Raw genomic sequence first — 22761 nt, forward strand, 5'->3', positions numbered from 1 at the left:
CTTCGTGCTTCTTTTTCCATGAGTGTGGAATGCGTCACAATTAACCCAATATCAATCATATCCGGGGGACTACCCCGTCCGTATAATAAGGTTATGAAAACTTGATACATACAGGGGGAGCACAACAAATGAGACGTCACGCAAAACGAATTATGGCTGTATCTATGGCATTTGCATTGCTTGCATCGGGTTGTTCGAACAAGGCGCCAGAGCCTTCAGCCGAGGGTAAGGCGGCAAAAGCAGCAGAACCCAAACAAAAAGTGAAAATTCGAATGGTGTCCTGGTCATCCGCATCCAGCTTTAAAATGCAAAAATCGGTAGTCGATATGTACTCCCAGAAAAATCCGGATATCGAGGTTATATTCGAGTCGGTCCCCGAGCAGTATACGGAAAAGCTGCTGACGCAAATTGCTGCAGGCGACGCACCGGATATTATTATGGCTGGTAACGACCAATTATCGCCGTTTGCCGAGAAAGGCGGGTTAACTGACCTTGATGAATTCGTCAAGGGACCCAACGGAATTAATACGGCGGATTATTTCGAAAATATCCTGAGCTTTGGCAAGTATAAAGGCAAGCTGTATTCGATGCCCAAGGATTGGACCAACATGGCGATCCTCTACAACAAAAAAATGTTTGATGATGCCAACATTCCTTATCCGAAGGCAGGATGGACGTGGGATGAATTTTACAGCATAGCCAAGAAACTAACGATCAAGGACGGTAACAAAACGACACAGTGGGGTGCCAAGTTCAACGGCGCTGACGTGAGCAAGATTCAACCCTTAATGCTTGCATACAGTGACGGCCTTGTTCAAACAGATGGGAAAAAGTACGAAGGTTATATGAACAGCGACGGAATGGTCAAAGCGATGCAATTTTATCGGGACGCTCACTTTACCGACGGAATCAGTCCAGGCAGCTCGGATACCCAAGCATTAAAAGGTGTTGATTTGTTCGCAGCAGGGAAGGTTGCCATGAGTATGGATGGCCGCTGGCAGATTGAGACCTATAAGAAGGACCCGAATTTTAAATTCGGATCAGTTACCTTACCTGTTGGACCTAAAGGTCCGGCAAACGTTGTGTTCTATGGCGGATGGGGAATTTACTCCAAATCCAAAAACAAAGAAGCAGCCTGGGAGGTACTGAAGTTCATTTCCGGACCTGAAGGAGCGAGAGTATTCGCTGACTACGGATTCTCCGCCCACAAGCTCGTAGCCGAGGAGAAGGGGCAAATGACCGACCCTAACTATAAGGCGTTTATCGACGACATGCCGAACAATAAACCAACGCCGCAATACAGTGACCCGCTCTACACGAAAACCGGTCTTCCGCCTATGCAGCAGGTGATCGAGAAAATTTTGCTTCCGGGCGATGTTGATGTGAGGAAAGAACTCAACGAAGCCGCAAAAACGGCAGATGCCAATTTAAAGAGAGAAAATAAATAAAGGGAGAAAAGCGGGTTCTACGAACTCGTTTTTCTATGCCCCCATGGAGGACTTGAACTTGCTGGCAAAAACAAACTCAGAGAAAAAAGAAGCAATCACATTTTACGTGCTGATCTCGCCTTGGTTGATTCACTTCTTCTTGTTCGCATTGGGTCCCATGCTGGCCTCCTTGTACTTCGGCTTCACGAAGTGGGATATGCTGAATCCTCCTGAATGGATTGGCCTGGACAATTTTAAATTTGCTCTGTTTGAGGACCCGCTGTTCTGGAAGTCGCTGCGTATTACTGTTACTTATGCGATATTTTCTGTTCCCTTGACGCTTATATTCGGTTTGGCTTTGGCTATGCTCCTGAATAAAGCAGTTAGGGGAGTCAGTATATTCCGTACCCTGTTTTACTTGCCCTCCCAGTTAAGCGGCGTTGCGGTTATGATTTTGTGGATGTTTATTTACAATCCGCAAATCGGTCTGCTTAACACGATTCTCAGCTATTTCGGGATCGAAGGCCCCGGATGGATCTTTGATCCGAATTGGAGCCTGCCGTCCTTAATTCTGATGAGTTTGTGGGAGGTTGGCGGGGGGATGATTATTTGGCTGGCCGGATTGAAGGGAATTCCCGATTCGCTGTATGAGGCTGCAGAATTGGATGGGGCCAGCCCGTGGAGGCAATTTTGCAATGTGACGCTTCCGATGTTATCGCCTACGATTTTCTTCACGCTCGTTATGGGGATTATCAGTGCTTTGCAAAAATTTGGAGAAGCCTTTGTTATGACCAAGGGTGGCCCTTTGAATTCGACACGGCTTTATAATTTCCATTTATATGATTATGCATTTTCCAGGATGGAGATGGGCTACGCCTCCGCCTTGGCCTGGCTGTTATTTGTTATCATCATGGCCTTAACGCTGATTGTATTCAAATCCTCTGCATCCTGGGTTCATTACGATGGGGAAAGGAAATAGCAAACCACTATGAAAAAAAACAAAAAATGGGTAGAAGTCCTGATTTATTTGATACTTACATTGGGATCGGTCATCACGATGATTCCGTTCTTCTGGATGCTGTCCACCGCACTCAAGGAGGAGTGGCAGATTCAAAAGTGGCCGCCACAATGGATTCCGAACCCTGCCAGATGGGATAATTTCCTGATCGTCTTCTCCCAGCTTCCGTTCGGCAGCTGGTTTATGAACACGCTGTTCATAACGGCTGTTACGATGGCGGGAACACTGCTGTCCAGTACGATGGTAGCTTATGGCTTTGCCCGATATCGCGCTCCTGCCCGGCAGTTTTGGTTTATTTCCATGCTGGCTACGATGATGATACCGTGGACGGTTATGATCATACCGCAGTTTTTTCTATTCAAGAGCCTGGGCTGGATCAATACCTTTTTACCGCTGATGGTGCCCAGTTTCTTTGGTACTGCTTTTTATATCTTTTTGCTGCGCCAGTTTTTCCTTACCATTCCGATCGATATGGAGGAGGCTGCCAAAATCGATGGGGCGGGTACGATCAAAGTGCTCATGTACGTGCTGCTGCCTATGGTGGTGCCCGTGCTGATAACAGTAGGCATATTCCAATTTAATTCAGCATGGAACGATTTTCTGCATCCGTTGATTTATTTGAATCGTTCAGAGCTTTATACGCTTTCCCTTGGCATTAACTTTTTTAAAAGCGATAAAGAGGTGCAATGGAATTTATTGATGGCCGCATCGATTGTTACGTTACTGCCCAGTCTGGTGCTGTTTTTTGTCGGCCAGAAGTATTTTGTACAGGGAGTCGCGATGAGTGGGGTCAAAGGGTAGGCATCAAGATAAAGAGAGGAGAATTCCCATGCGAATTGTCATTCTGGGTGATTTTCATTTAAATCCGGAGCAATATGAATTAACGGAGTCAGCAATGGCAGACATTGTGCAAAGCAAGCCTGATTTGGTCATACCACTCGGAGACTTCGGCAGCCGTACGCTCATTGGCAGCACGGAGGGTCTTAAGGAAGCCAAATGTTTTCTCGATCAAACGGGGACCACACTAAGGCCGATTCTCGGCAATCACGATTTGGAAAGGGAATCGGGTTCGGGACTGCAGCCAAAAGGAACGATGATTGATTGTTTTCAAGCTTTATTCAAATTAGAGCAGCCTTACGGTGTGTTGGAATATGAGCATTTCCGTTTGTTTTTTGCATCTACAGATCCGCAATCTCCCGATTCCTGCTACGATGTTCAGGAATGCTTTGTTTCCGATATACAATTCAATTATTTGACCGGGAAATTAAAAGAACGCCCGAACGTACCTGTAATCTTTTTCACGCATGCACCACCGATTGGCTGCGGTTTGCGGACGGTGCCGCGTGTTCATGTCAGATCGACGAACGCCTATCTGGATCAGAACCATGATTCGCTGCGCTGGTATCATTTATTTAGGAATACCCCGGAAATTGTCATGTGGTTTTCAGCCCATTATCATCTTAGCCACTTCCATCCGGATGCTTCAACGCTGCGCTTTGGAACGCGCTTTTTTATAACCGGTGTACATGGGATGTGCACGCGTGATGGCAACAGACAATCGAGGATATTGGATATCGGCCGTACGGGAGTCAAAGTCAGCACACTGGACCATATTCAGCGCACAATTACGGATGAAGGGGGCTGGAGCTATGAGGAAGAGCTGGGGGGCTTGGTGCAAGTGCCGACTGTAAAGCTGTCGCTTACGGCCTCCACCTCGGTTGGCGAAGCCGCCGCTGCCGCTTATGGCATCGTTCCTATCAGCAGGAAAAGGTATATCGTCTCGACAGAGGACGGCTTTTCGTGGGAAACAGAGCCTGCGATTGAAGCGGTATTGGGAACTTACCACATCGGTCCCACGCTTATAGGAATCACGGTTTCTCGAGACGATGTCTGGATCGCTTGGGATCAATATGTGGGACGGAGTGATCTTCGCAATCCATGGCGATTTGTCAGGCTGGAGAAGGGGCCATGGCCAGCTAATAAGCTTTCACTGGATAACGAAATTCAGGCAATTGCGGCAAACGTGTCAGGAGGCATCTGGGTGCTTGCCGGCAATGAACTGTTCAAGGTCGATTATTCAGAGATCACGGCTGATTGTCAGTTCGAACGCATCATGGCTGTGGATGAGCCTTGTGAAACATTGATTTCGAGTGAGGGACATGTCTGGATTTTGGCCAGCTCAGGTGTATTGTATGATTACAATGAAGCAGAGAGGACGCTTCTGAAGTATCGGGAGCATGTACGGGCATGGGACTCGGACTACGGCCAACATGTCGGTTTGGTTTCGCATCATGGACAATTAGCCATTATTTCCGAGGATGGCGAGCATTCATTCAGGTTCGTGCTGCCAGATGCATTCAATCATACAATGCCTGAAACTGTCCGAATCCTTGCTCTCGGCAGACATCATGCTGCTGTACAGATTGACGGCAGCGTTTATTACGCTGTGATCAACGGACAAACACTCACCAAGCTGGATACCGTCGGCAGTACTGTGACCGACATTGCCAAATGTCTGGAGGAGGATGCAGCAGCCACTTGTTCATCGTTCGCTCTTGCTGTCCATCCCGGAGAAGGTCGTCCCCAGCTGCAAATTTGGCAATGTACCTTGGAATGAGGATTTACCTGATTCACATTTGTAGGTTATATTAAGGGGGAAGCTTGACCCGTGAACACATCTGACTTTAGGCAGCTTTGATGATGATTTTCAAGGGAGGAAGATGGGCATGGGTCTAAAAAAGAAAGCGATCCTCTTCTTTGTTCTACTTATTATGATTCCCGTCCTTGCGGTGGGCTGGTATTCCTATGAAAAGACGAGCTCTACCATCAAGCTGCAGGTAGGCAGGACCCTTCTGGAGCTGCTGAAGCAAAATCATGCTGCTTTGAACCGGGTCATCAATCTTATCGACGAGAATTCGATCAAAATCTCGACCGATTCAGCAATTCGCAGCCTGACGGATCGCCAGATGTCGGGAAAACATCGTTTAGAGGATGTAGAGGGGCTGCTCGGAAGATATTCTTCCCTCAATATTAGCCAGCCTCGTTATACGCTGCTCACCCATCACTATGCGGAGTATGGCATCCAATTGAATCCGGCTAACCGGTTGAGCAGTGTCATAGATATTCAGCAATTCAGTACTCCGGCATGGTTCTCCGAAACGATTCAGCATGCAGGGAACGGCAGCTTTAAGGTGCTGCAGGATTGGAGCGCTTTTGGCAAGAGCCGCAATACGCTTGCCTATATGCGGGCTATTCGGAAACAGTCGAACGCCGATCAGGCTGAAAGCATACTGGTCGCTTCCAACCTGGAATCCGTGCTGCAGCCGGATCTGGAATCGGTTCAGCTGCCTTCAGGCAGCCATGCTTATTTAACCAATAACCTTAATGAGGTATTGGTAAGTACGGCTGCTGATGTGGCGCCTGGCTCGCTGCTCGTTTTTCCAAGGGAAGTGGATCTCAAGAACGAAGGGGTTTCTTTTGTTCAGCAGGATGACAAGCAGTGGTTATATATTACGCATTACAGCTCAACTTTCAGCACAAGGCTTATTTATAAGGTTCCCGCAGATACGCTGACGGCACAGCTGGAACCGATTCGATATGTGATTCTGACGATTACATGCATTTACCTGGTGCTGATGGTACTGTTTGTCGCATATTTGGACAGAGCGGTGCTGCGGCCTTTGCTTTTTTTGACGCGTTTAACCAAAAACTATACCCCTGGTCAGAAGCGAGGGGAATGGATCAAGTCAAGACGATCGGATGAGATCGGTCACCTTCACGATTCCTTTCATCATATGACGGAAAGGTTGAACGAATTGATCGAGGAGAAATACATTATCGAGCTGAAGGAAAAAGAAATCAGACTGATGTCCCTGCAGTCCCAGATCACTCCTCATCTCTTGTACAATACGCTTGACTCGATTTATTGGTATGGGATGAAGGGTGGAGTCCCGGAAGTAGCGGAGATGGTACGTGACCTTTCGATGCTGATGAGGATTGGCTTAAGCAAAGGCAAGCTGATTACGACTCTTTCCGAGGAGCTACTGCATGTCGATTCCTATGTGCGGCTGCAATTCAAAAGATACAAGAACTCATTCCAGGTACACATGGATATTACGGAGGAGACCCGCGGCTGCATGGTACCCAAAGTGATTGTACAGCCACTCGTCGAAAATGCGATTTTTCACGGAATTGGCAAAATGGACGGCGAAGGTGAGCTCTGGATTCGAACACTTTTTGTTGATGGTGTGCTGCAGATCAAGGTAGAGGATAACGGATTTAAGCCGATTCAGCTGGATTTGATCAGCCGCATTCTTTCGGAGGAGGATCAACCTGATCCTTTAAAGGAGAAGGGTTATGGCATTCGCAATGTGAATAAACGGATTCAGCTGCATTACGGAAATGAATATGGACTTACTTATTTCTTGCGTCCCGGAGGAGGGACAATAGCAGTTATCACCCTCCCTGTTCTAAGAGAGGAGGAGATTTCATGCTAAAGATATTAATTGTTGATGATGAGCTGCTCGTATGTGAAGGAATTCGTGATTTGCTGATGAACGCTAATCTCGGCTTGACGGAAATTGAGATCGCCCTGAATGGGTTCGAGGCTCTGGATTACATTCGTAATGACCCGCCTCATGTTGTCATAACCGATATTCAGATGGGCGGGATGAATGGTGTCGAATTGATGGAAACGGTGTTTTTGGAGCAGCCGGGAATTCCGTTCCTCGTGATCTCGGCTCATGATGAATTCGAATATGCCCAGAAATGTATGCGCCTTGGTGCAAAGGATTATATCGTTAAGCCTGTCGTTCCTGAGCAGCTGTTGGAAGTTGTCGGTAAGCTGCTAAAGGAAAGGCAGGGCTATTTCAGCGATTATGCGATTAACCGCAAGTTTTCGCTGGAGGGCGTGCTTTCGCCGCAGATGTATATTTTGAGCGAAACCTTTTCCAATCAGCAAATAGATCACCGGGACCTGGAGGAGCTGTTCGAAAGCCTGGAGCTACCGTTGATAGGACCTTATTATTCTATTGTGGTAGTCAAGATTCATTTTGATCCGGATAAAAAGCTGAAAGACCGCAATTTATTCAAATATGCGTGTATGAACGTAATTGAAGAAACGATAGCTAATTGGAGTGGGCTTGCGTTTCACGTAAGCGGCAATAAAATTGTCGTACTGCTGCAGTGGCAGGAGGATATTCATCACGTTAGCTCGGATGGCGCTGTGTCTGAGCTCAACCGAATCGGCAACCTGCTGCACTACAATATTCAAACGTATCTGCGCTTGGAAACGACCGTAGGTATAAGCCGTGTGGGAAAAGGCAGTAATCGGATCGGTGAGCTTTACCATGAGGCTGAGGATGTGATCTATTGGCGAAAGCTTCATCAGGAGCATGCTGTGTATTACACGGAGGATTTTAACCGCGCCTCTGCTTCAAGATTCGTGAACTGGCAGCAGCAGATTGATTTATTAGCTGAGTTATGGAAAAAGGAGCTTAGTCCGGAGAGCACCCGACGAGAGATCGAACAGATGCTGGATTCCATAGAGCAGATTTATGATGACCAGGAGCTTTATATCAGCTTTGTCTCCATGGCTGCATCGCGTATTTATTGTGTGCTGCTTGAATTCAAGGATGAAATCGGAGATGGCATTCGGCCGTTTGATCCCCGTTATTGCAATGAATATATGGTGCCTCATGATCAACGGAGGGCATCGCTTATTGATTTTTTCTTTGCTGCCTATCAGCGGTTAAAGGAATGCAATGAGAACAAAGACCGGACGATCATCCAGCAGGTACTGAGCTTTATCCAGAAATCATACCGCAGCAAGGAACTCAATTTGCATGAGATTGCGCGGGTTGTACATTTAAGCCCCAATTATATGAGCTACTTATTCAAAAAAAGCATGAACATCAATGTATGGGATTATGTCATTAAACTAAGGATGGAAGAAGCGCATCGGCTGCTGCTATCCACGGATAAGAAGCGATATGAAATAGCTGACGAGATTGGTTATGAATCGCCGGAGCATTTTGGCCGCATATTCCGCAAATATTTCGATATGAGCCCGAATGAGCTGAGGAATAGAACGGAAGCATAGGATAAAGCCTGCCAATTCACTTGTTAAAGTGGACTCGCAGGCTTTTGGTTGTTGAACTAGAGCAATGCAATTACAGAGGTACATCGCGTTTGCATTCATAAATGGAATGAGGCAGAACGATGATAATTATTATTTAGCCTGCACGCTGATACGAATCACATTCCATGATGCCTTTGTCAATTGTGCTGTCAAGCCGGAACCATTCACCACGGCATTGCCGCGGTTATGCGGTGCAACTGCAGTAGAATCGTCAGCAGTGTTGCGCGCCTTCAGATCAGGATTCTCCAGAACGATATGCTCAATCAGACGGCTGTTGGCTCCAAAGCTGCGAAGATCAAGCTCAAGCGGCAGTGGATGCTCCAAATCTCGGTTGACAGCAAATACCGTAACCTCCTGCGCTTCCTCATTATGCACAGCTACAGCTTCAAGGTAAGGGACATCGGTGATCTCGCTTGTATCGTATTTCGGCGAATGAATTAACGGAACTAACGCATTGCCTCTGCCATATACCGATGCATGCATATAAGGGAAGAAAATCGTTTGCATCCACGCTTTACCGCCTGTTTCCGTCATAATCGGTGCAATCACGTTGACCAGCTGCGCAAGGCAGGCCATTTTGACACGGTCGGCATGTTTCAATAAACTGATAAGCATACATCCAACAACCAATGCATCCTCCATCGTATAAATATCCTCAAGCTGTGGAGGAGCGATTTGCCATGGGTCGCGCTTCTTGTCAGCATCATTGGAGTGATACCAGACATTCCATTCATCAAACGAGAGATACATCGTTTTTTTACTGCGCTTTTTGGCTTTGATGTAGTCGCTTGTAGCTATAATTGTTTTAATGAAGTCATCCATTTCCAACGAACGTGCAAGGAATGTTGGTGTATCGTTCTTTTTATTGCCATAATAGGTATGCATCGATAAGTATTCAACATGATCATACGTATGATCGAGCACGGTAGCTTCCCATTCCGGGAAGGTAGGCATCGTCCGGCTTGAGCTGCCGCATGCTACGAGCTCAATCGTTGGATCGACCCATTTCATAACCTTGGCGGATTCGGCAGCGACACGGCCGTACTCGGTTGCCGTCTTGTGACCGATTTGCCAAGGACCATCCATTTCATTGCCCAGGCACCAGGTTTTAATTTGATGGGGCTGCTCATAGCCGTGGCTTCTTCTCAAATCACTCCAATACGTACCGGAGGCATGATTCGAATATTCCACGATATTGCGAGCTTCATCGACACCATGGGTGCCCAGATTAATTGCCCACATGACATCGGTTTGAGCTTTTTGGGCCCATTCCACAAATTCATTCAAACCAAATTGATTCGGTTCAATCGTTTTCCAGGCCAGCTCCAGCCTGCTTTTGCGCAATTCCTTGGGTCCGATTCCGTCCTTCCAGTCATAACCGGATACGAAATTGCCGCCGGGATAACGAACAATCGGTACCTGAAGCTGCTGAATCAAAGAAAGCACGTCTTGACGAAAGCCTTTTTCATCCGCTTCAGGATGCCCTGGTTCATAAATGCCTCCATAGACGGCACGTCCAAGGTGCTCGATGAATGAACCGTAGATGCGATTGTCAATTGCGCCAATAATAAAATCCTTGTCAATAATCATGGTAGCTTTGTGTTGAGACATGATTTGTAACACTTCCTTTTGATTAATATAATTATTAATTTAACTAACCTGCATTCTTTCTGATATCAATTTAACACGTATATAAAAGGAATATCAATGTTTATTTTTAATATCTTCTTGATTTTATTGAAATAATATATATATTAATTATAGTGATTGTTTATACGAAGGAGGCTCGTATGTTAAAAATAAATACGGATACCAAATGGCTTGCACTCTATGAGGCGTTGGCAAGTGGAGTACGGCTGCGTATTCTGGAGCTGCTGGGGGAACAGCCGATGAACGTAAAGGAACTTGCTGCAAGCTTGAGTCTGAGCAGCGCTATTGTCACCATGCATGTCAAGAAGCTGGAAAATGGTGGGTTGATAACGACGCAGATGGTTCGCAAGCAGGGAGGTACGCACAAAATATGCTCACTTGCCGTCCGAGGTATTGAGATTATACTTCCGGGTGAGGCGCCGGCAGAAGAAAGAAGCTACCATGAAACGAACATCCCGATAGGGCATTATACAGCCTTTGACGTATATCCCACATGTGGATTGGCTACACAAAAGCAAAATATAGGACAATATGATGATCCGCGTTATTTTCTTGACCCTGATCGGATGCATGCCCGGATTTTGTGGTTTAGTAAAGGGTTTGTGGAGTATACGGTTCCTAATTATTCGCTGCAAACTCAGAAGTTGGAGGAGATTGAAATCTCCGTGGAAATTTCCTCGGAAGCACCTGGCATCAATGAGCATTGGCCTTCCGATATTCGTTTTTACTTAAATGGAATATGCCTGGGAGAATGGACGAGCCCCGGAGATTATGGGCATACCCGAGGTCGCTTCACACCTTCCTGGTGGCAGAGAAATGTCAATCAGTATGGATTACTCAAAGTCATTCGAATTGACCACAAAGGGACTTATATCGATGGAAGGCAAATATCAGAGGTCACAGTGGATGCATTAAGCCTGCACAAAAAGTTCTGGACGCTGCGATTTGCCGTGGAGGAAGATTCCAAGCACGTAGGCGGACTGACCCTGTTCGGCGAAGGCTTCGGCAATTACAATCAGGATATTGAGCTGCGTGCCTATTATAGTGAAAACTAGATGTGTAATGAAAGAAGAAGTAAAGGGAAGGCTATTGAAGATCTTTAAGGTCAAAGAAGGTCAAATAAATAGAGAGTCCATGATTTGGCAATCATTTTGCCGGAAAACCGATCTATTTTGAGCTATACAGCCGATAATCGCTTTTGATTCTTTAGGCAAGTAAGTTTATAATAAACATATACCAGAAAGTTAGATGAACCGTGAGTGGCGGCTGAAGGGTTACGGGTAACCACAGTGAAATTGTAAATACAGCGATTTGGGGCACATTAATGGTTACTGTAACCGTTCAATCGTGCCCTTTTTAATAGATATGGTTTGACCTTTATTGACCAATTTGATATGGGGAGTGAAGGCTATGAGCCCTACCAAGGATTTCTATAAGATACTCGGTGTTGACCGTAAGGCGACAAAGGAACAAATTAAAAAAGCACATAAAAAAATGGCCAAAACTTATCATCCCGATGTGAATAAAAGCCCTGAGGCGGAAAAGAAATTCAAGGAAATCCAGGAAGCTTACGAGGTCCTGAGCAATGAAGAATCCAGAGCCAACTACGATCAATACGGGGATAGCTGGCAGGATCGAGGCCGTGCCCAGCAAGGTGGCTATGAAGACTTTGGACAAGCGGGCGGCTTTAATTTCAATGGACAGAATTGGGGAGGCACATCTGGAGGTGCAACCTACCAGACTGGAGAGAGCGATTACGGTGATCTGTTCAGCCAATTTTTTGGCGGAGCTGCTGGTCGTGGAGGCCCGGCGGGTGGTGGTTTTTTTACGAACGAGGACAGATTTGGTACAGAGCAAGTGGATGAAGAGGCATCGCTGCTTCTTACGTTAGAGGAAATTACAAAAGGCGGCAAAGTCAGGGTACAGGTTCAAGGTAAGGAGATTGGCGTTACGCTGCCTGCTTCCATTAGTGATGGACAACGTATTCGTCTCAAGGGCATGGGTGGAACCTATAGGAATGGCAGCAAAGGCGACTTGTACATTACGCTCAAATTCAAGCCTGATCCTGTATTCGTCGTAGACGGCTTCAATCTGACTGCCCGTCTTGAGACTGCTCCTTGGCATGTGGCGCTCGGTACTGAAGCGAAGGTCAAGCTGCCGGATGGCAGCATGCTTAACGTTAAGGTGCCTGCCGGAATCAGCACAGGGCAAAAGCTGCGAGTTACCGGTAAGGGCTTGCGCAAGCCGGATGGCAGCTTCGGAGATTTGTATGTCGCTGTACAGGTGACGGTACCTAAGGCAAGCTCGGAGAAGGTACAGCAGCTGTATCGCGAGCTTGCACAAGAGCAATCCTTCGAACCTAAATTTATGACTTTATGAATGGGGGAAATAACATGGATTTTAATCGTTTTACACAAAAAGCTCAGGAAGCAATTATCGCAGCCCAGCAGACGGCAATATCGCGCAAGCATCAGGAAATTGGTTTGACGCATCTGTTATGGGCACTGCTGGATCAGCAGGAGGGCCTTGCGCCGCGGCTGCTGCAAAAGCTGAATGTGCCTATTGAAGCCTTCCGCTCCCGTTTGGAAGAACAGCTTGGCCGTAAGCCGAGAGTAAGTGGACCCGGCGCGGATACGATACGGAATTATTTATCTCCGGCTTTCGACCGAATTATACAGGACGCAGAAAAGGAAGCCAAGTTACTGAATGATGACTATTTGTCGATCGAGCATTTATTGCTCGCAATTCTTGAAGATAAGCTAGAAGCCGGGGAGCTGTTTCGTTCCTTCGGTGTGAGGCGCGAGACCCTGCTGAAAGCATTGTCCGAGGTTCGTGGGCATCAGCGTGTAACGAGTCAGGAACCGGAAGCTACCTACGAAGCGCTGAGCAAATATGGCCGTGATCTTGTTGCCGAGGTGCGGACAGGCAAGGTTGACCCTGTAATCGGCCGGGACGCCGAAATACGTCGTGTCATTCGCATTCTTTCGCGTAAAACCAAAAATAATCCGGTCCTGATCGGTGAACCCGGAGTTGGTAAAACAGCCATCGTAGAGGGACTTGCCCAGCGTATTGTCAAACGTGATGTCCCTGACGGCCTGCTCGACAAAACGATTTTTTCACTGGATATGAGCTCACTCGTAGCCGGTGCCAAATACCGTGGGGAATTCGAGGAACGGCTGAAGGCTGTACTTCACGAGGTCAAGGAAAGTCAGGGGCGTATTTTGCTCTTTATTGACGAACTGCATACGATAGTGGGAGCGGGCAAAACCGAAGGCGCGATGGACGCAGGCAATATGCTGAAGCCGATGCTGGCGCGTGGTGAGCTTCACTGTATAGGTGCAACCACATTGGATGAATATCGTCAATACATCGAGAAGGACCCGGCGCTTGAGCGTCGTTTTCAACAGGTGCTTGTCAGCGAACCGGATGTGGAGGACACGATTTCGATATTGCGTGGATTGAAGGATCGCTTTGAGCTGTATCACGGTGTGAAAATCCATGATAATGCGCTCGTGGCTGCAGGTATTCTATCGAATCGCTATATATCTGACCGCTTTCTGCCGGATAAAGCCATCGATCTGATTGATGAAGCCTGCGCGATGATACGTACCGAGATTGACTCGATGCCGACAGAGCTGGATGAGGTAACGCGGCGCATGATGCAGCTTGAGATCGAGGAAGCTGCGTTGCGCAAGGAAACCGATGCAGCGAGTCAGGATAGACTGAAGGTGCTTCAGAAGGAGCTTGCGGATCTAAAAGATCGGCATAACACATTAAAAGCCAAATGGGAAAATGAAAAAGAAACCATTCAAGGCATCCAAAGGCTTCGCAAGGAATTGGAGCAGCTCCGCATGCAGCTGCAGGAAGCTGAGGATCGTTATGATCTTGAAAAATCCGCAGAGCTGAGCTACGGGCGTATACCCGAGCTGGAAAAACGTGTGAAGCAGGCGGAGGAGGAGGCGCGGGCGAACACGGACCATCGTCTGCTGCGCGAAGAAGTTACGGAGGAGGAAATTGCCGGAATCGTTGCGCTCTGGACCGGCATACCGGTTAGCCGTCTCGTTGAAGGCGAGAGGGAAAAGCTGCTCCGTCTGGAGGAGCTGCTGCATAAGAGGGTCGTCGGCCAGGATGAGGCGGTTAATCTGGTTTCCGATGCTGTGCTGCGCGCGCGGGCTGGATTGAAGGACCCGAATCGACCTATCGGCTCGTTTCTGTTTCTGGGACCTACTGGCGTCGGTAAAACAGAATTGGCCAAAGCATTGGCTGAAGCTTTGTTCGACAATGAGGACCGAATTATACGGATTGACATGTCGGAGTATATGGAGAAGCATTCGGTATCCCGACTGATTGGAGCTCCTCCCGGTTACATTGGTTACGAGGAAGGCGGACAGCTAACAGAAGCGGTGCGCAGACAGCCGTATTCCGTGCTGCTGTTTGACGAGATCGAGAAGGCGCATCCGGAAGTATTCAACTCGCTGCTGCAGTTGCTTGATGATGGCCGATTGACCGACTCTCAGGGCAGGGTTGTCGATTTCAAAAATACGATTGTGATTTTGACCTCCAATATCGGGTCTGCTTATTTGCTCGATGGTGCGGATGACAACGGAAATATTGCGAAGCAAGCGGAGGAAGCCGTCTTCCGTGAGCTGCGGCAGCATTTCCGTCCCGAATTTTTGAACCGGATTGATGATGTTGTCCTGTTCAAGCCGTTATCGCTTCATGATGTTGAGCAAATTGTCAGCAAGCTTGTACATGGCTTGGAGCAGCGTCTTAGTGAACGGCGGATTGAACTGCGCTTGACGGACGAAGCCCGTTTTCATATTGCGGTTGAAGGTTATGATCCTATGTATGGCGCAAGACCATTGAAACGCTATATCCAGCGATTTTTGGAAACCAAATTGGCTCGTGAAATTGTGGCTGGCAGCATCCTGGACGGCTCGCGGATTGCTATCGGTGTCAGTGAAGGCCAGCTAGCCATTATTCACGAAGAAAAGGTCGCTTATCCTAACGATGGTGAGGCGGCAGCTGCAAATAAGGATGACCCGACAGCCAGCGTAAAATAATGGATAGCTGGAGCTCCTCACAATTGCAGGTGCTCTGGTGATACAACTGCAGCTTCATGCAAAAAGTCCCTGTCAGATGTGTTCTGATGCAGGGACTTTTTGCGCATTTGTGCCTGTTATTTTTCCATGCCTATGAAACTCGGCTAGCTATCCTTCGTTATTTCCGTACTTGCTGCGGTACTGCCCCGGAGTCATTTCCTCCTGCTTGCGGAAGGAGCGAATGAAATTTTGCGGGTTATTGTACTGCAGTTTTTGTGCGATGTCCTTGATTGGCATATCGGTTTCGATCAACCATTTGCGTGCCATCTGAAACCGGTACATTAACAGATAGTCGCTGAACGTCATATCGGTTTCTTTTTTGAACACACTGCTTAAGTAAAAGGCATTATAGTGCAGCCGCAGGGCGCATTCGTCTAAAGTCAGCTCGGTATCATATTCACTATGAATCATGCTAATAATTTGCTCGGATAAATTATGGTATTGCGAGTCGCCGCGGTCACGGAACACTTGCAGCATCGGCTGCAAAATACGGGTGCGGAACCAGGATTCGATTTCTCCGCTAATATACAGCTGCAGCAGCTCCTCGTGCATCGAACGTCCTTCATGATGAATTTGTACCAAAGCAATACCGGATTCCTGTGAGACGATCATCAAATCGTTCAACAGCCTGATCAACGAAATTTGGTATAATTGCGGTGTTTGATCCTTGCCCAGCACTTGAACAAGCCACTGCTTCAGCAGAGCATACGATTTGTCCTCATCGGCCAGCTTAATGGATTCGATCAGTTCATTTTCCAACTGCTTGGGATACGTGTAAATTAAGGTGTGCTTGCCTGAGTTGAGATTTTCATACGGAACAACGATACCTTGTCCGAGCTTGAGCCGCTGCATCAATGCCTCCAGGCCTTCGCGGTAAGCACGGGCACTTTTGCTCGCACTGTCAAAAGGCAGACTTAAGCCAATACTGATCGATAAACCGAGATAAGTACGAATATTTTGCTGAATGGATTCAGTAAATTGGTAAACCCGATCCTTGAAAGAATCCGTCTGTGAACTCTTGAAGCCAATCAGGGTGACCTGCGTCTGGTCAAAAATCACGGGCGTCAGCCGGTTCTCTGCAGGTACGATTTCCTCGACGATATTATTGATGGCAAACATCAAGAGATCCAGATCATTGGCGGTAAAACGGGTTTCCTCCAGGGAATCGATCTGAAGCGTCAACACAATCATCTGATCCCAGCCATCAATCAGCTCGGCATAACCGTAAGCTCTGAGTCGATCTTCGATTTCCGTTTTGACGACGTTGTCCTGATACATGTTAATGAGAAAAAAACTGCGGACCTGCTGGGAATGCCGGTTGATTTCGACCTTCAGATTCGAGTTGGAGGCAAATAGCTGCTGAATATGCTCCTGGATAACCTGAAACTCATTACGTTTGACAGCATCCCACTCCGGCAGGCCCTCCGAAATCGCTTGAAGAATGCGCCGCATCGGATTATACATGTTGCGGCTTCCGTACCAGACGAAGATTACGCATACGGCAAGTATGAGCAGGCAAGCATACAAGGTAAACCAGCCAATGGCTCGTGATTCCTTGGTAAACTGACTCATTTCCGTGAACGATACATAGATCCAATTGTTCAAATCCGATTTCACATAGGTGACCGAATAAGAACCGGTGGTTGTATTGGTTTCAAACTGTTCACTATTATTGGCGAAATGGGTAAGCTCGCTCTCATTGATGTATCCGGTTTCCATAATGGATTTACCGATCAGAGATTCGTCGGGATGTACCATAATGGTATGGTTTTGGTCCATGATCATAAAGTGGCGTGCCGTTGATTCCGGTTCCATCATGCTGACGAGGCTGCAGACCGGAATCGGCGCAAAAAGAATGCCTCTTTTGTCAGACAGCAGCAGGGGCAGCTTTTTGACCAAAATCACGGTATGGCTGCATTTGTTGCTTTGCGTGTCCGGGGAACCCAGATTGCTGTTCTCGTGCAGGATCCAGCTCGAATTGTTCGGTAAATTCATAAAGCTCAGCAGGTGTTCCGTTTCTTTAAATTTATTAAGCTCGTATAAGCCGTTGTTGTTAATCAACCATTTATCGGCCGCATTAAGCAGGAGCACATCCGTTACCTTCATATCGAACGATTGAATATGCCCAAATTCACGACGGAGGCTATTATAGAGCTGAAAGTCGTTATAATCCATCTGACGGAATAGCGCGTCCTGCATCAAGGTCGAATCCGCCATATGATTAAGTGTATAATCAAGCGTTTTCAAAACTTGTTCGATATTCCCTTTCATTTGCTTCATAATAAGCGTATTACTTTGATTAACCTGATGCTGAATTGAGCTTGAGGACTCCATATAGGAAAGCATACCGAGCAAGAGCACGGGTACAATGCAGAGGACACATCCAAAAAGGATCAGCTTCGTCAGCAGGCTTTGTTTGTTCATAGATCGGCGACTCCTTTATGAGAAGTTGTATAAGTAATTTAGAAATTGATTGTGCAGGTTCGATGAATCGGGAATGCGGAGTGATCGCAATAAGCACCCGATTGTAGCTGTATGTAATAGTAACAAATACAAGCCGGATCTCCAATAATCATTTTGCCGGAAGTAATCATTATATCAGATTCAGTATGTAGATAACAGGTTTTACCGCGTTATACCAGCATGTTACAAGCCTGCAAAGCCAATGATTATAGACGTAACGGATCAAAAATTATAGTCTGAGATTGTCACAAACGGCTTGAAATGTTCAGCGACAACCACACTTACAAATGATAATGGGGGACCGAACAAATGATGAATAAACGAGTATCGATGGTTATGGCAGCTGCATTATCACTTACCGTAGCGGCTGGATGTGCATCCAGTTCAACGAAGCCCGCAGCTAATGATGGTAAGAATGCAGCAGCAACTCCAGCAGGGCCTACGAAAATTACGATCATGGCTTCACTTAAAATACCAGAGGTACCAACAGATACCATCCAAAAGCTGGTCGAAGAAAAAACCAATACAAAACTTGAGATTCAATGGGTTCCAGATGGCAGCTACGATGAGAAGATGAACGCTTCGATGGCGACAGGCACACTGCCTCAGGTATTGTACTTGAAAAATCCAGCCTCGCTGATCCTGTTGAAGGATGCCATCCGCAATAATCAGTTCTGGGAGGTAGGTCCACTACTTAAGGATTATCCGAATTTAAATAAATTGCTTCCGACAATTCTGAATAATACATCGGTTGACGGAAAAATTTATGCGTTGTATCAAGAGACTCCATTGTCACGCCAAGGTGTGATTTATCGGAAGGACTGGGCTGATAATCTCGGTCTGGCTGCTCCCAAATCTACAGATGATCTTTATAAAATGCTTAAGGCATTCACGGAGAATGATCCTGACAAAAACGGCAAAAAAGATACGATCGGTCTGACTGACCGTAATGATCTGATCTACGGAGCCTTCAAAACGGTATCCTCCTACTTCGGTACACCTAACAACTGGGGCGAGAAGGATGGCAAGCTTGTGCCTGAATTTATGTATCCTGCCTATATGGACACACTGAAATACTTTTTAAAGCTTCATAAAGAAGGCTTGATCAATCAGGATTTCCCGGTTACAAGTAAAACCGATCAACAAAATCTGTTCCAGACCGGTAAAGCGGGCGTTTATATTGGATCGATGGCTGATGTTATTTCCCTGAACCAAAAAATGGCAAATAAGGATTCCAAGCTTGATGTGGCTAACCGTCTGACAGGTCCGGACGGCAAAACCGGCATTTGGTCCATTCCTGGTTACGGCTCAGCCGTATTCTTCCCGAAATCCGCTGTAAAAACAGAAGCAGAGCTCAAAGGCATCCTGACGTTCTATGACAAAATGATGAGTCCGGAATTAACGAACCTGATTTACTACGGTATTGAAGGCAAGCACTACACGTTGAAGGATGGTAAAGCCCAGGTTTCCGAGGATTCCAAAATGACTGACCGCGATGTGAAGCCTTATCAGGCTACGCTGATTGGCGGACAAAGCACGAATGGTATGCTGACAGGTTACTTTACTTATGATGCCAAAGCAAAAGCCGAGGATCTGATTGTCGACAATAACAAAATTCTTATTAACGATCCAACCGCACCACTGGATTCCAAAACCTACACCGAGAAGGGTGTTCGTCTGCAGGATATTATCAAGGATGCAACCTATAACTTTATTATTGGCAAGATTGACGAAGCCGGCTTCCAAAAAGAAGTAGACAGATGGAAAAAAGAAGGCGGAGACAAAATTATCGAGGAATACACAGCAGCTTATCAGAAAGCCAAGAAATAATTTAAACGATAATTCTCTATGAAGCTGGGGGCCTTCCGGTCTGAGGATGGCTCCCGTGCTTGTTGTACTTAAGGAAGGAGGAACCTGCGATGAATGACACAATTGTCTCCAATCAAGTCCAAATCAAACCGAAATCAAGCTCGAGCCTTTTGCGGCGAGTTATCAAAAATAGAGCGATCTACCTGATGATCTTACCGGGGTTCCTGTTTTTTATCATTTTCAAGTACGTCCCGATGTGGGGACTTATTATCGCTTTTCAGGATTATAAGCCATATTTGGGGATTACGGGAAGCAAGTGGGTAGGACTCGACAACTTCCAGAGACTGTTCGAGGAACCGGCATTTTTTAGAATACTTGCCAATACTTTGATCTTGTTCGGGATGAATTTATTGTTCTTTTTCCCGGTGCCGATTTTACTGGCCTTAATGCTTAACGAAGTGCGGCACAGCGGTTTTAAACGGACCGTGCAAACGTTGGTTTATATTCCGCATTTTATGTCCTGGGTTATTATCGTGTCGATTACATTCGTTATGCTTTCGATGGATCGGGGGATCATTAATGAAATGCTGGCTGCGGCCGGATACGATAAAATTAACTTTTTGCTTAACGCCTCATGGTTCCGGCCTACTTATATTTTACAGGTAATCTGGCGCGAAGCGGGCTGGGGAACGATTATTTATTTGGCGGCAATGGCGGCGATTGATCCTGGTTTGTATGAAGCGGCCAAAATGGATGGTGCCGGACGTCTGCGTCAAATATGGCATATTACGATTCCTTCGGTACGCGGAGTTATTATCGTGCTGCTTATTCTGAAAATCGGTGATGTGCTGGAGCTAGGATTTGAACAGGTCTACTTGCTGTTAAACTCGGCTAACCGTGAAGTAGCGGAAATTTTTGATACGTATGTGTACACCGCAGGCTTGAAGCAAGGACAATACAGCTTCAGCACCGCTGTCGGATTCTTCAAATCGATTATCGGCCTGATTCTCGTGATGAGCGCTAACAAATTAGCCAAAAAAGCTGGCGAGGATGGCATTTATTAAGTCAACATGGAAAGGAGACAGAGCCTTATGCAGCAAGATAAATCGATGAGCAGTCGCTTGTTTGATGTGATGAATTACGGACTTTTGGCTATTATAGCTCTGGTGATGATTCTGCCGTTCATTCACGTGGTAGCGGGATCGTTCACGACTGCCGAGGAAATGGCGGCCAGACAATTTGTTGTGTTTCCGACCGTCTTTTCGTTGAATGCCTACAAATACATTTTCTCCACGAATACGATTCTGCGTTCGTTGGGGGTTTCAATCGGAGTTACGTCGGTCGGCACTGTGATCAGTATGTTTTTAACGGCTTTGATGGCGTATGGCTTGACTCGACGTGATCTGGATGGACGAAAAGTGATCATGTTCATGGTCGTGTTTACTATGCTGTTCCATGGCGGGTTAATTCCAACCTTTATTACCGTAAAAAACATGGGTTTAATCGATTCCTACTTTGCTTTGATTATTCCTACGGCTATTAATGCGTTTAACTTGATCATTATGCGCAACTTTTTCCAAAATATCCCTGAAGGTCTGGAAGAGTCGGCCAAAATGGATGGCTGCAGCGATTGGGGTATTTTGTTCCTAATTGTACTTCCGCTGTCGATGCCTGCCATTGCGACGATTTCGTTATTTTATGCGGTAACCTATTGGAATACGTATTTATCGGCGATTCTCTATTTGAATGATAATGCAAAGTGGCCGGTACAAATTATATTGCGGCAAATTGTTATTTTGGCAAGCGGGCTCAGTGCAGATTCCTCGGGCTTCGATGACGGTTATGCAGCACCACCGGAGCAGACAATCAAGATGGCCGTTATCGTGGTAGCTACCATTCCTGTGCTGATCGTATATCCGTTCCTGCAAAAGCATTTTGCCAAAGGTGCATTACTCGGTTCGATTAAAGGCTGATCTCATGATTCCATACACTATTCACCTACTACCCGAAGGGAGTTAATTATGAATACTACCAACACTACATTTAACCGTACCGAAGCAACCCCTATCGATTGGGCCAAGGCGGCCTGCGATTCACTAGTGTCCAGCTTTGTACCAGGGGAGCTTCCTCCAGCTAATCGCTGGCATTATCACCAAGGCGTGTTTTTGCAAGGTATGCTCGCTCTGTGGGAGCAAACGAAGGACGCGAAGTATTTACTGTATCCCAAGGCATATGTGGATCATCTGATCGACGAGCAGGGCAATTTCTATTTCAGCCGCGATGAGCTGGATGCAATTCAACCGGGCCTGCTGCTGTTCACGCTGGATAAGAATTTCAAGGAGCCCCGTTATCGGATTGCGATGGAGAAGCTGCGACAGCTGTTCCGCACCTTGAATCGTACGGCTGAGGGAGGATTCTGGCATAAGGACAAGTATCCCTACCAAATGTGGCTGGATGGTTTGTATATGGGCGGCGTATTTGCGATCAAATATGAGGTCGAGTACGGTGAAGCCGGATTAATTGAACAAACGCTGCATCAAGAAAAGCTGATGCGTACGTATATGAGTGATCCCGCAACGGGGCTGCTGTATCACGCATGGGACGAAAAACGGCAGACACCTTGGGCGAATCCGGAAACAGGCTGCTCACCGGAATTCTGGGGCAGATCGCTTGGCTGGTACGGACTGGCTTTGGCTGATTTCCTTGATGCTTTGCCTGCTGATCATGAGGCGCGCGAGCAATTGACGACATCGTTGGGTAACTTCGCTGCAGCGCTTGCCCGCTATCAGGATGAAACCAGCGGATTATGGTATCAGGTTGTAGATAAAGGTGATCGTCCTGAAAATTGGTTGGAAACATCAGGCTCAGCCTTGTTCGTATATGCGATTGTCAAAGCAATCAAACATGGCTATGCAGATACGGATGGCAGCTTGGCCAAGGCAGCTAAGCATGGTTATCAGGGTTTGGTCAACCGGATGAAGTTCGATGAGCAGGGACGTTTTGTTATGCCAGATATTTGCATCGGAACCTCAGCGGGAGACTATACGAATTACATGACAAGACCTGTTTGTGAAAATGATCTGCATGGCGTAGGTGCATTTGTGCTGACATGTGTTGAAATGGACGGAATTTTTTAGCATACTGAATAGGTGA

General features: G+C 46.8%; 15 protein-coding genes. 13 read left to right on the forward strand and 2 right to left on the reverse strand.

Annotated features, from left to right (window positions below):
* Positions 1-128 precede the first annotated feature (128 nt).
* The 6 genes from NST47_RS13365 to NST47_RS13390 all read left to right on the forward strand — a co-directional run bounded on the left by NST47_RS13365 (position 129) and on the right by NST47_RS13390 (position 8545).
* Positions 129-1448, forward strand: a complete 1320-nt coding sequence (locus NST47_RS13365) for an ABC transporter substrate-binding protein (protein ID WP_341155602.1) — start codon at positions 129-131, stop codon at positions 1446-1448.
* A 58-nt stretch (positions 1449-1506) separates the two neighbouring features.
* Complete coding sequence (locus NST47_RS13370) at positions 1507-2406, forward strand: carbohydrate ABC transporter permease (RefSeq protein ID WP_341155603.1); 900 nt, start codon at positions 1507-1509, stop codon at positions 2404-2406.
* Between the two features lie 9 nt (positions 2407-2415).
* The gene (locus NST47_RS13375) at positions 2416-3246 is read left to right on the forward strand and encodes a carbohydrate ABC transporter permease (protein ID WP_341155604.1); all 831 of its coding nucleotides are present in this window, start codon (positions 2416-2418) and stop codon (positions 3244-3246) included.
* Positions 3247-3274: 28 nt separating this feature from the next.
* Positions 3275-5062: a metallophosphoesterase family protein gene (locus NST47_RS13380; protein ID WP_341155605.1), complete on the forward strand. Its 1788-nt coding sequence runs from the start codon at positions 3275-3277 to the stop codon at positions 5060-5062.
* 109 nt (positions 5063-5171) lie between these two features.
* The gene (locus NST47_RS13385; protein WP_341155606.1) at positions 5172-6941 is read left to right on the forward strand and encodes a cache domain-containing sensor histidine kinase; all 1770 of its coding nucleotides are present in this window, start codon (positions 5172-5174) and stop codon (positions 6939-6941) included.
* A complete protein-coding gene (locus tag NST47_RS13390; RefSeq protein ID WP_341155607.1) occupies positions 6935-8545 on the forward strand; it encodes a response regulator transcription factor in 1611 nt (536 codons plus the stop codon). Before NST47_RS13385 ends, NST47_RS13390 begins: the two co-directional genes overlap by 7 nt.
* Before the next feature lie 129 nt (positions 8546-8674).
* Here the strand turns inward: NST47_RS13390 and arfA are convergent, their stop codons facing one another.
* Positions 8675-10195, reverse strand: a complete 1521-nt coding sequence (gene arfA / locus NST47_RS13395; protein ID WP_341155608.1) for an arabinosylfuranosidase ArfA — start codon at positions 10193-10195, stop codon at positions 8675-8677.
* Between the two features lie 179 nt (positions 10196-10374).
* Here arfA and NST47_RS13400 point away from each other — a divergent pair, with 179 nt between their 5' ends.
* The 3 genes from NST47_RS13400 (at position 10375) to clpB (ending at position 15297) form a co-directional block, all read left to right on the forward strand.
* Positions 10375-11289 carry an ArsR/SmtB family transcription factor gene (locus NST47_RS13400; RefSeq protein WP_341155609.1) on the forward strand — a complete coding sequence of 305 codons (915 nt, stop codon included), beginning with the start codon at positions 10375-10377 and terminating at the stop codon, positions 11287-11289.
* Between the two features lie 355 nt (positions 11290-11644).
* Entirely contained in the window at positions 11645-12613 is a 969-nt protein-coding gene (locus NST47_RS13405; RefSeq protein WP_341155610.1) for a DnaJ C-terminal domain-containing protein, read from the forward strand.
* Positions 12614-12627: 14 nt separating this feature from the next.
* Complete coding sequence (gene clpB / locus NST47_RS13410) at positions 12628-15297, forward strand: ATP-dependent chaperone ClpB (RefSeq protein ID WP_341155611.1); 2670 nt, start codon at positions 12628-12630, stop codon at positions 15295-15297.
* Between the two features lie 147 nt (positions 15298-15444).
* Here clpB and NST47_RS13415 read toward each other — a convergent pair whose 3' ends face one another.
* Entirely contained in the window at positions 15445-17760 is a 2316-nt protein-coding gene (locus NST47_RS13415; protein WP_341155612.1) for an AraC family transcriptional regulator, read from the reverse strand.
* A gap of 348 nt (positions 17761-18108) precedes the next feature.
* Between NST47_RS13415 and NST47_RS13420 the strand changes: the two genes are divergently transcribed.
* From NST47_RS13420 to NST47_RS13435, 4 genes are all read left to right on the forward strand, one after another.
* On the forward strand, positions 18109-19629 hold the full coding sequence (locus NST47_RS13420) for an extracellular solute-binding protein (protein ID WP_341155613.1): 1521 nt from the start codon (positions 18109-18111) through the stop codon (positions 19627-19629).
* Positions 19630-19718: 89 nt separating this feature from the next.
* Entirely contained in the window at positions 19719-20672 is a 954-nt protein-coding gene (locus tag NST47_RS13425) for an ABC transporter permease (protein WP_341155614.1), read from the forward strand.
* Between the two features lie 27 nt (positions 20673-20699).
* A complete protein-coding gene (locus NST47_RS13430; RefSeq protein ID WP_341155615.1) occupies positions 20700-21581 on the forward strand; it encodes a carbohydrate ABC transporter permease in 882 nt (293 codons plus the stop codon).
* 48 nt (positions 21582-21629) lie between these two features.
* The gene (locus tag NST47_RS13435) at positions 21630-22745 is read left to right on the forward strand and encodes a glycoside hydrolase family 88/105 protein (protein WP_341155616.1); all 1116 of its coding nucleotides are present in this window, start codon (positions 21630-21632) and stop codon (positions 22743-22745) included.
* Positions 22746-22761 lie beyond the last annotated feature (16 nt).

This window comes from Paenibacillus sp. FSL H8-0034, from assembly GCF_038000305.1.
Lineage (GTDB): Bacteria > Bacillota > Bacilli > Paenibacillales > NBRC-103111 > Paenibacillus_S.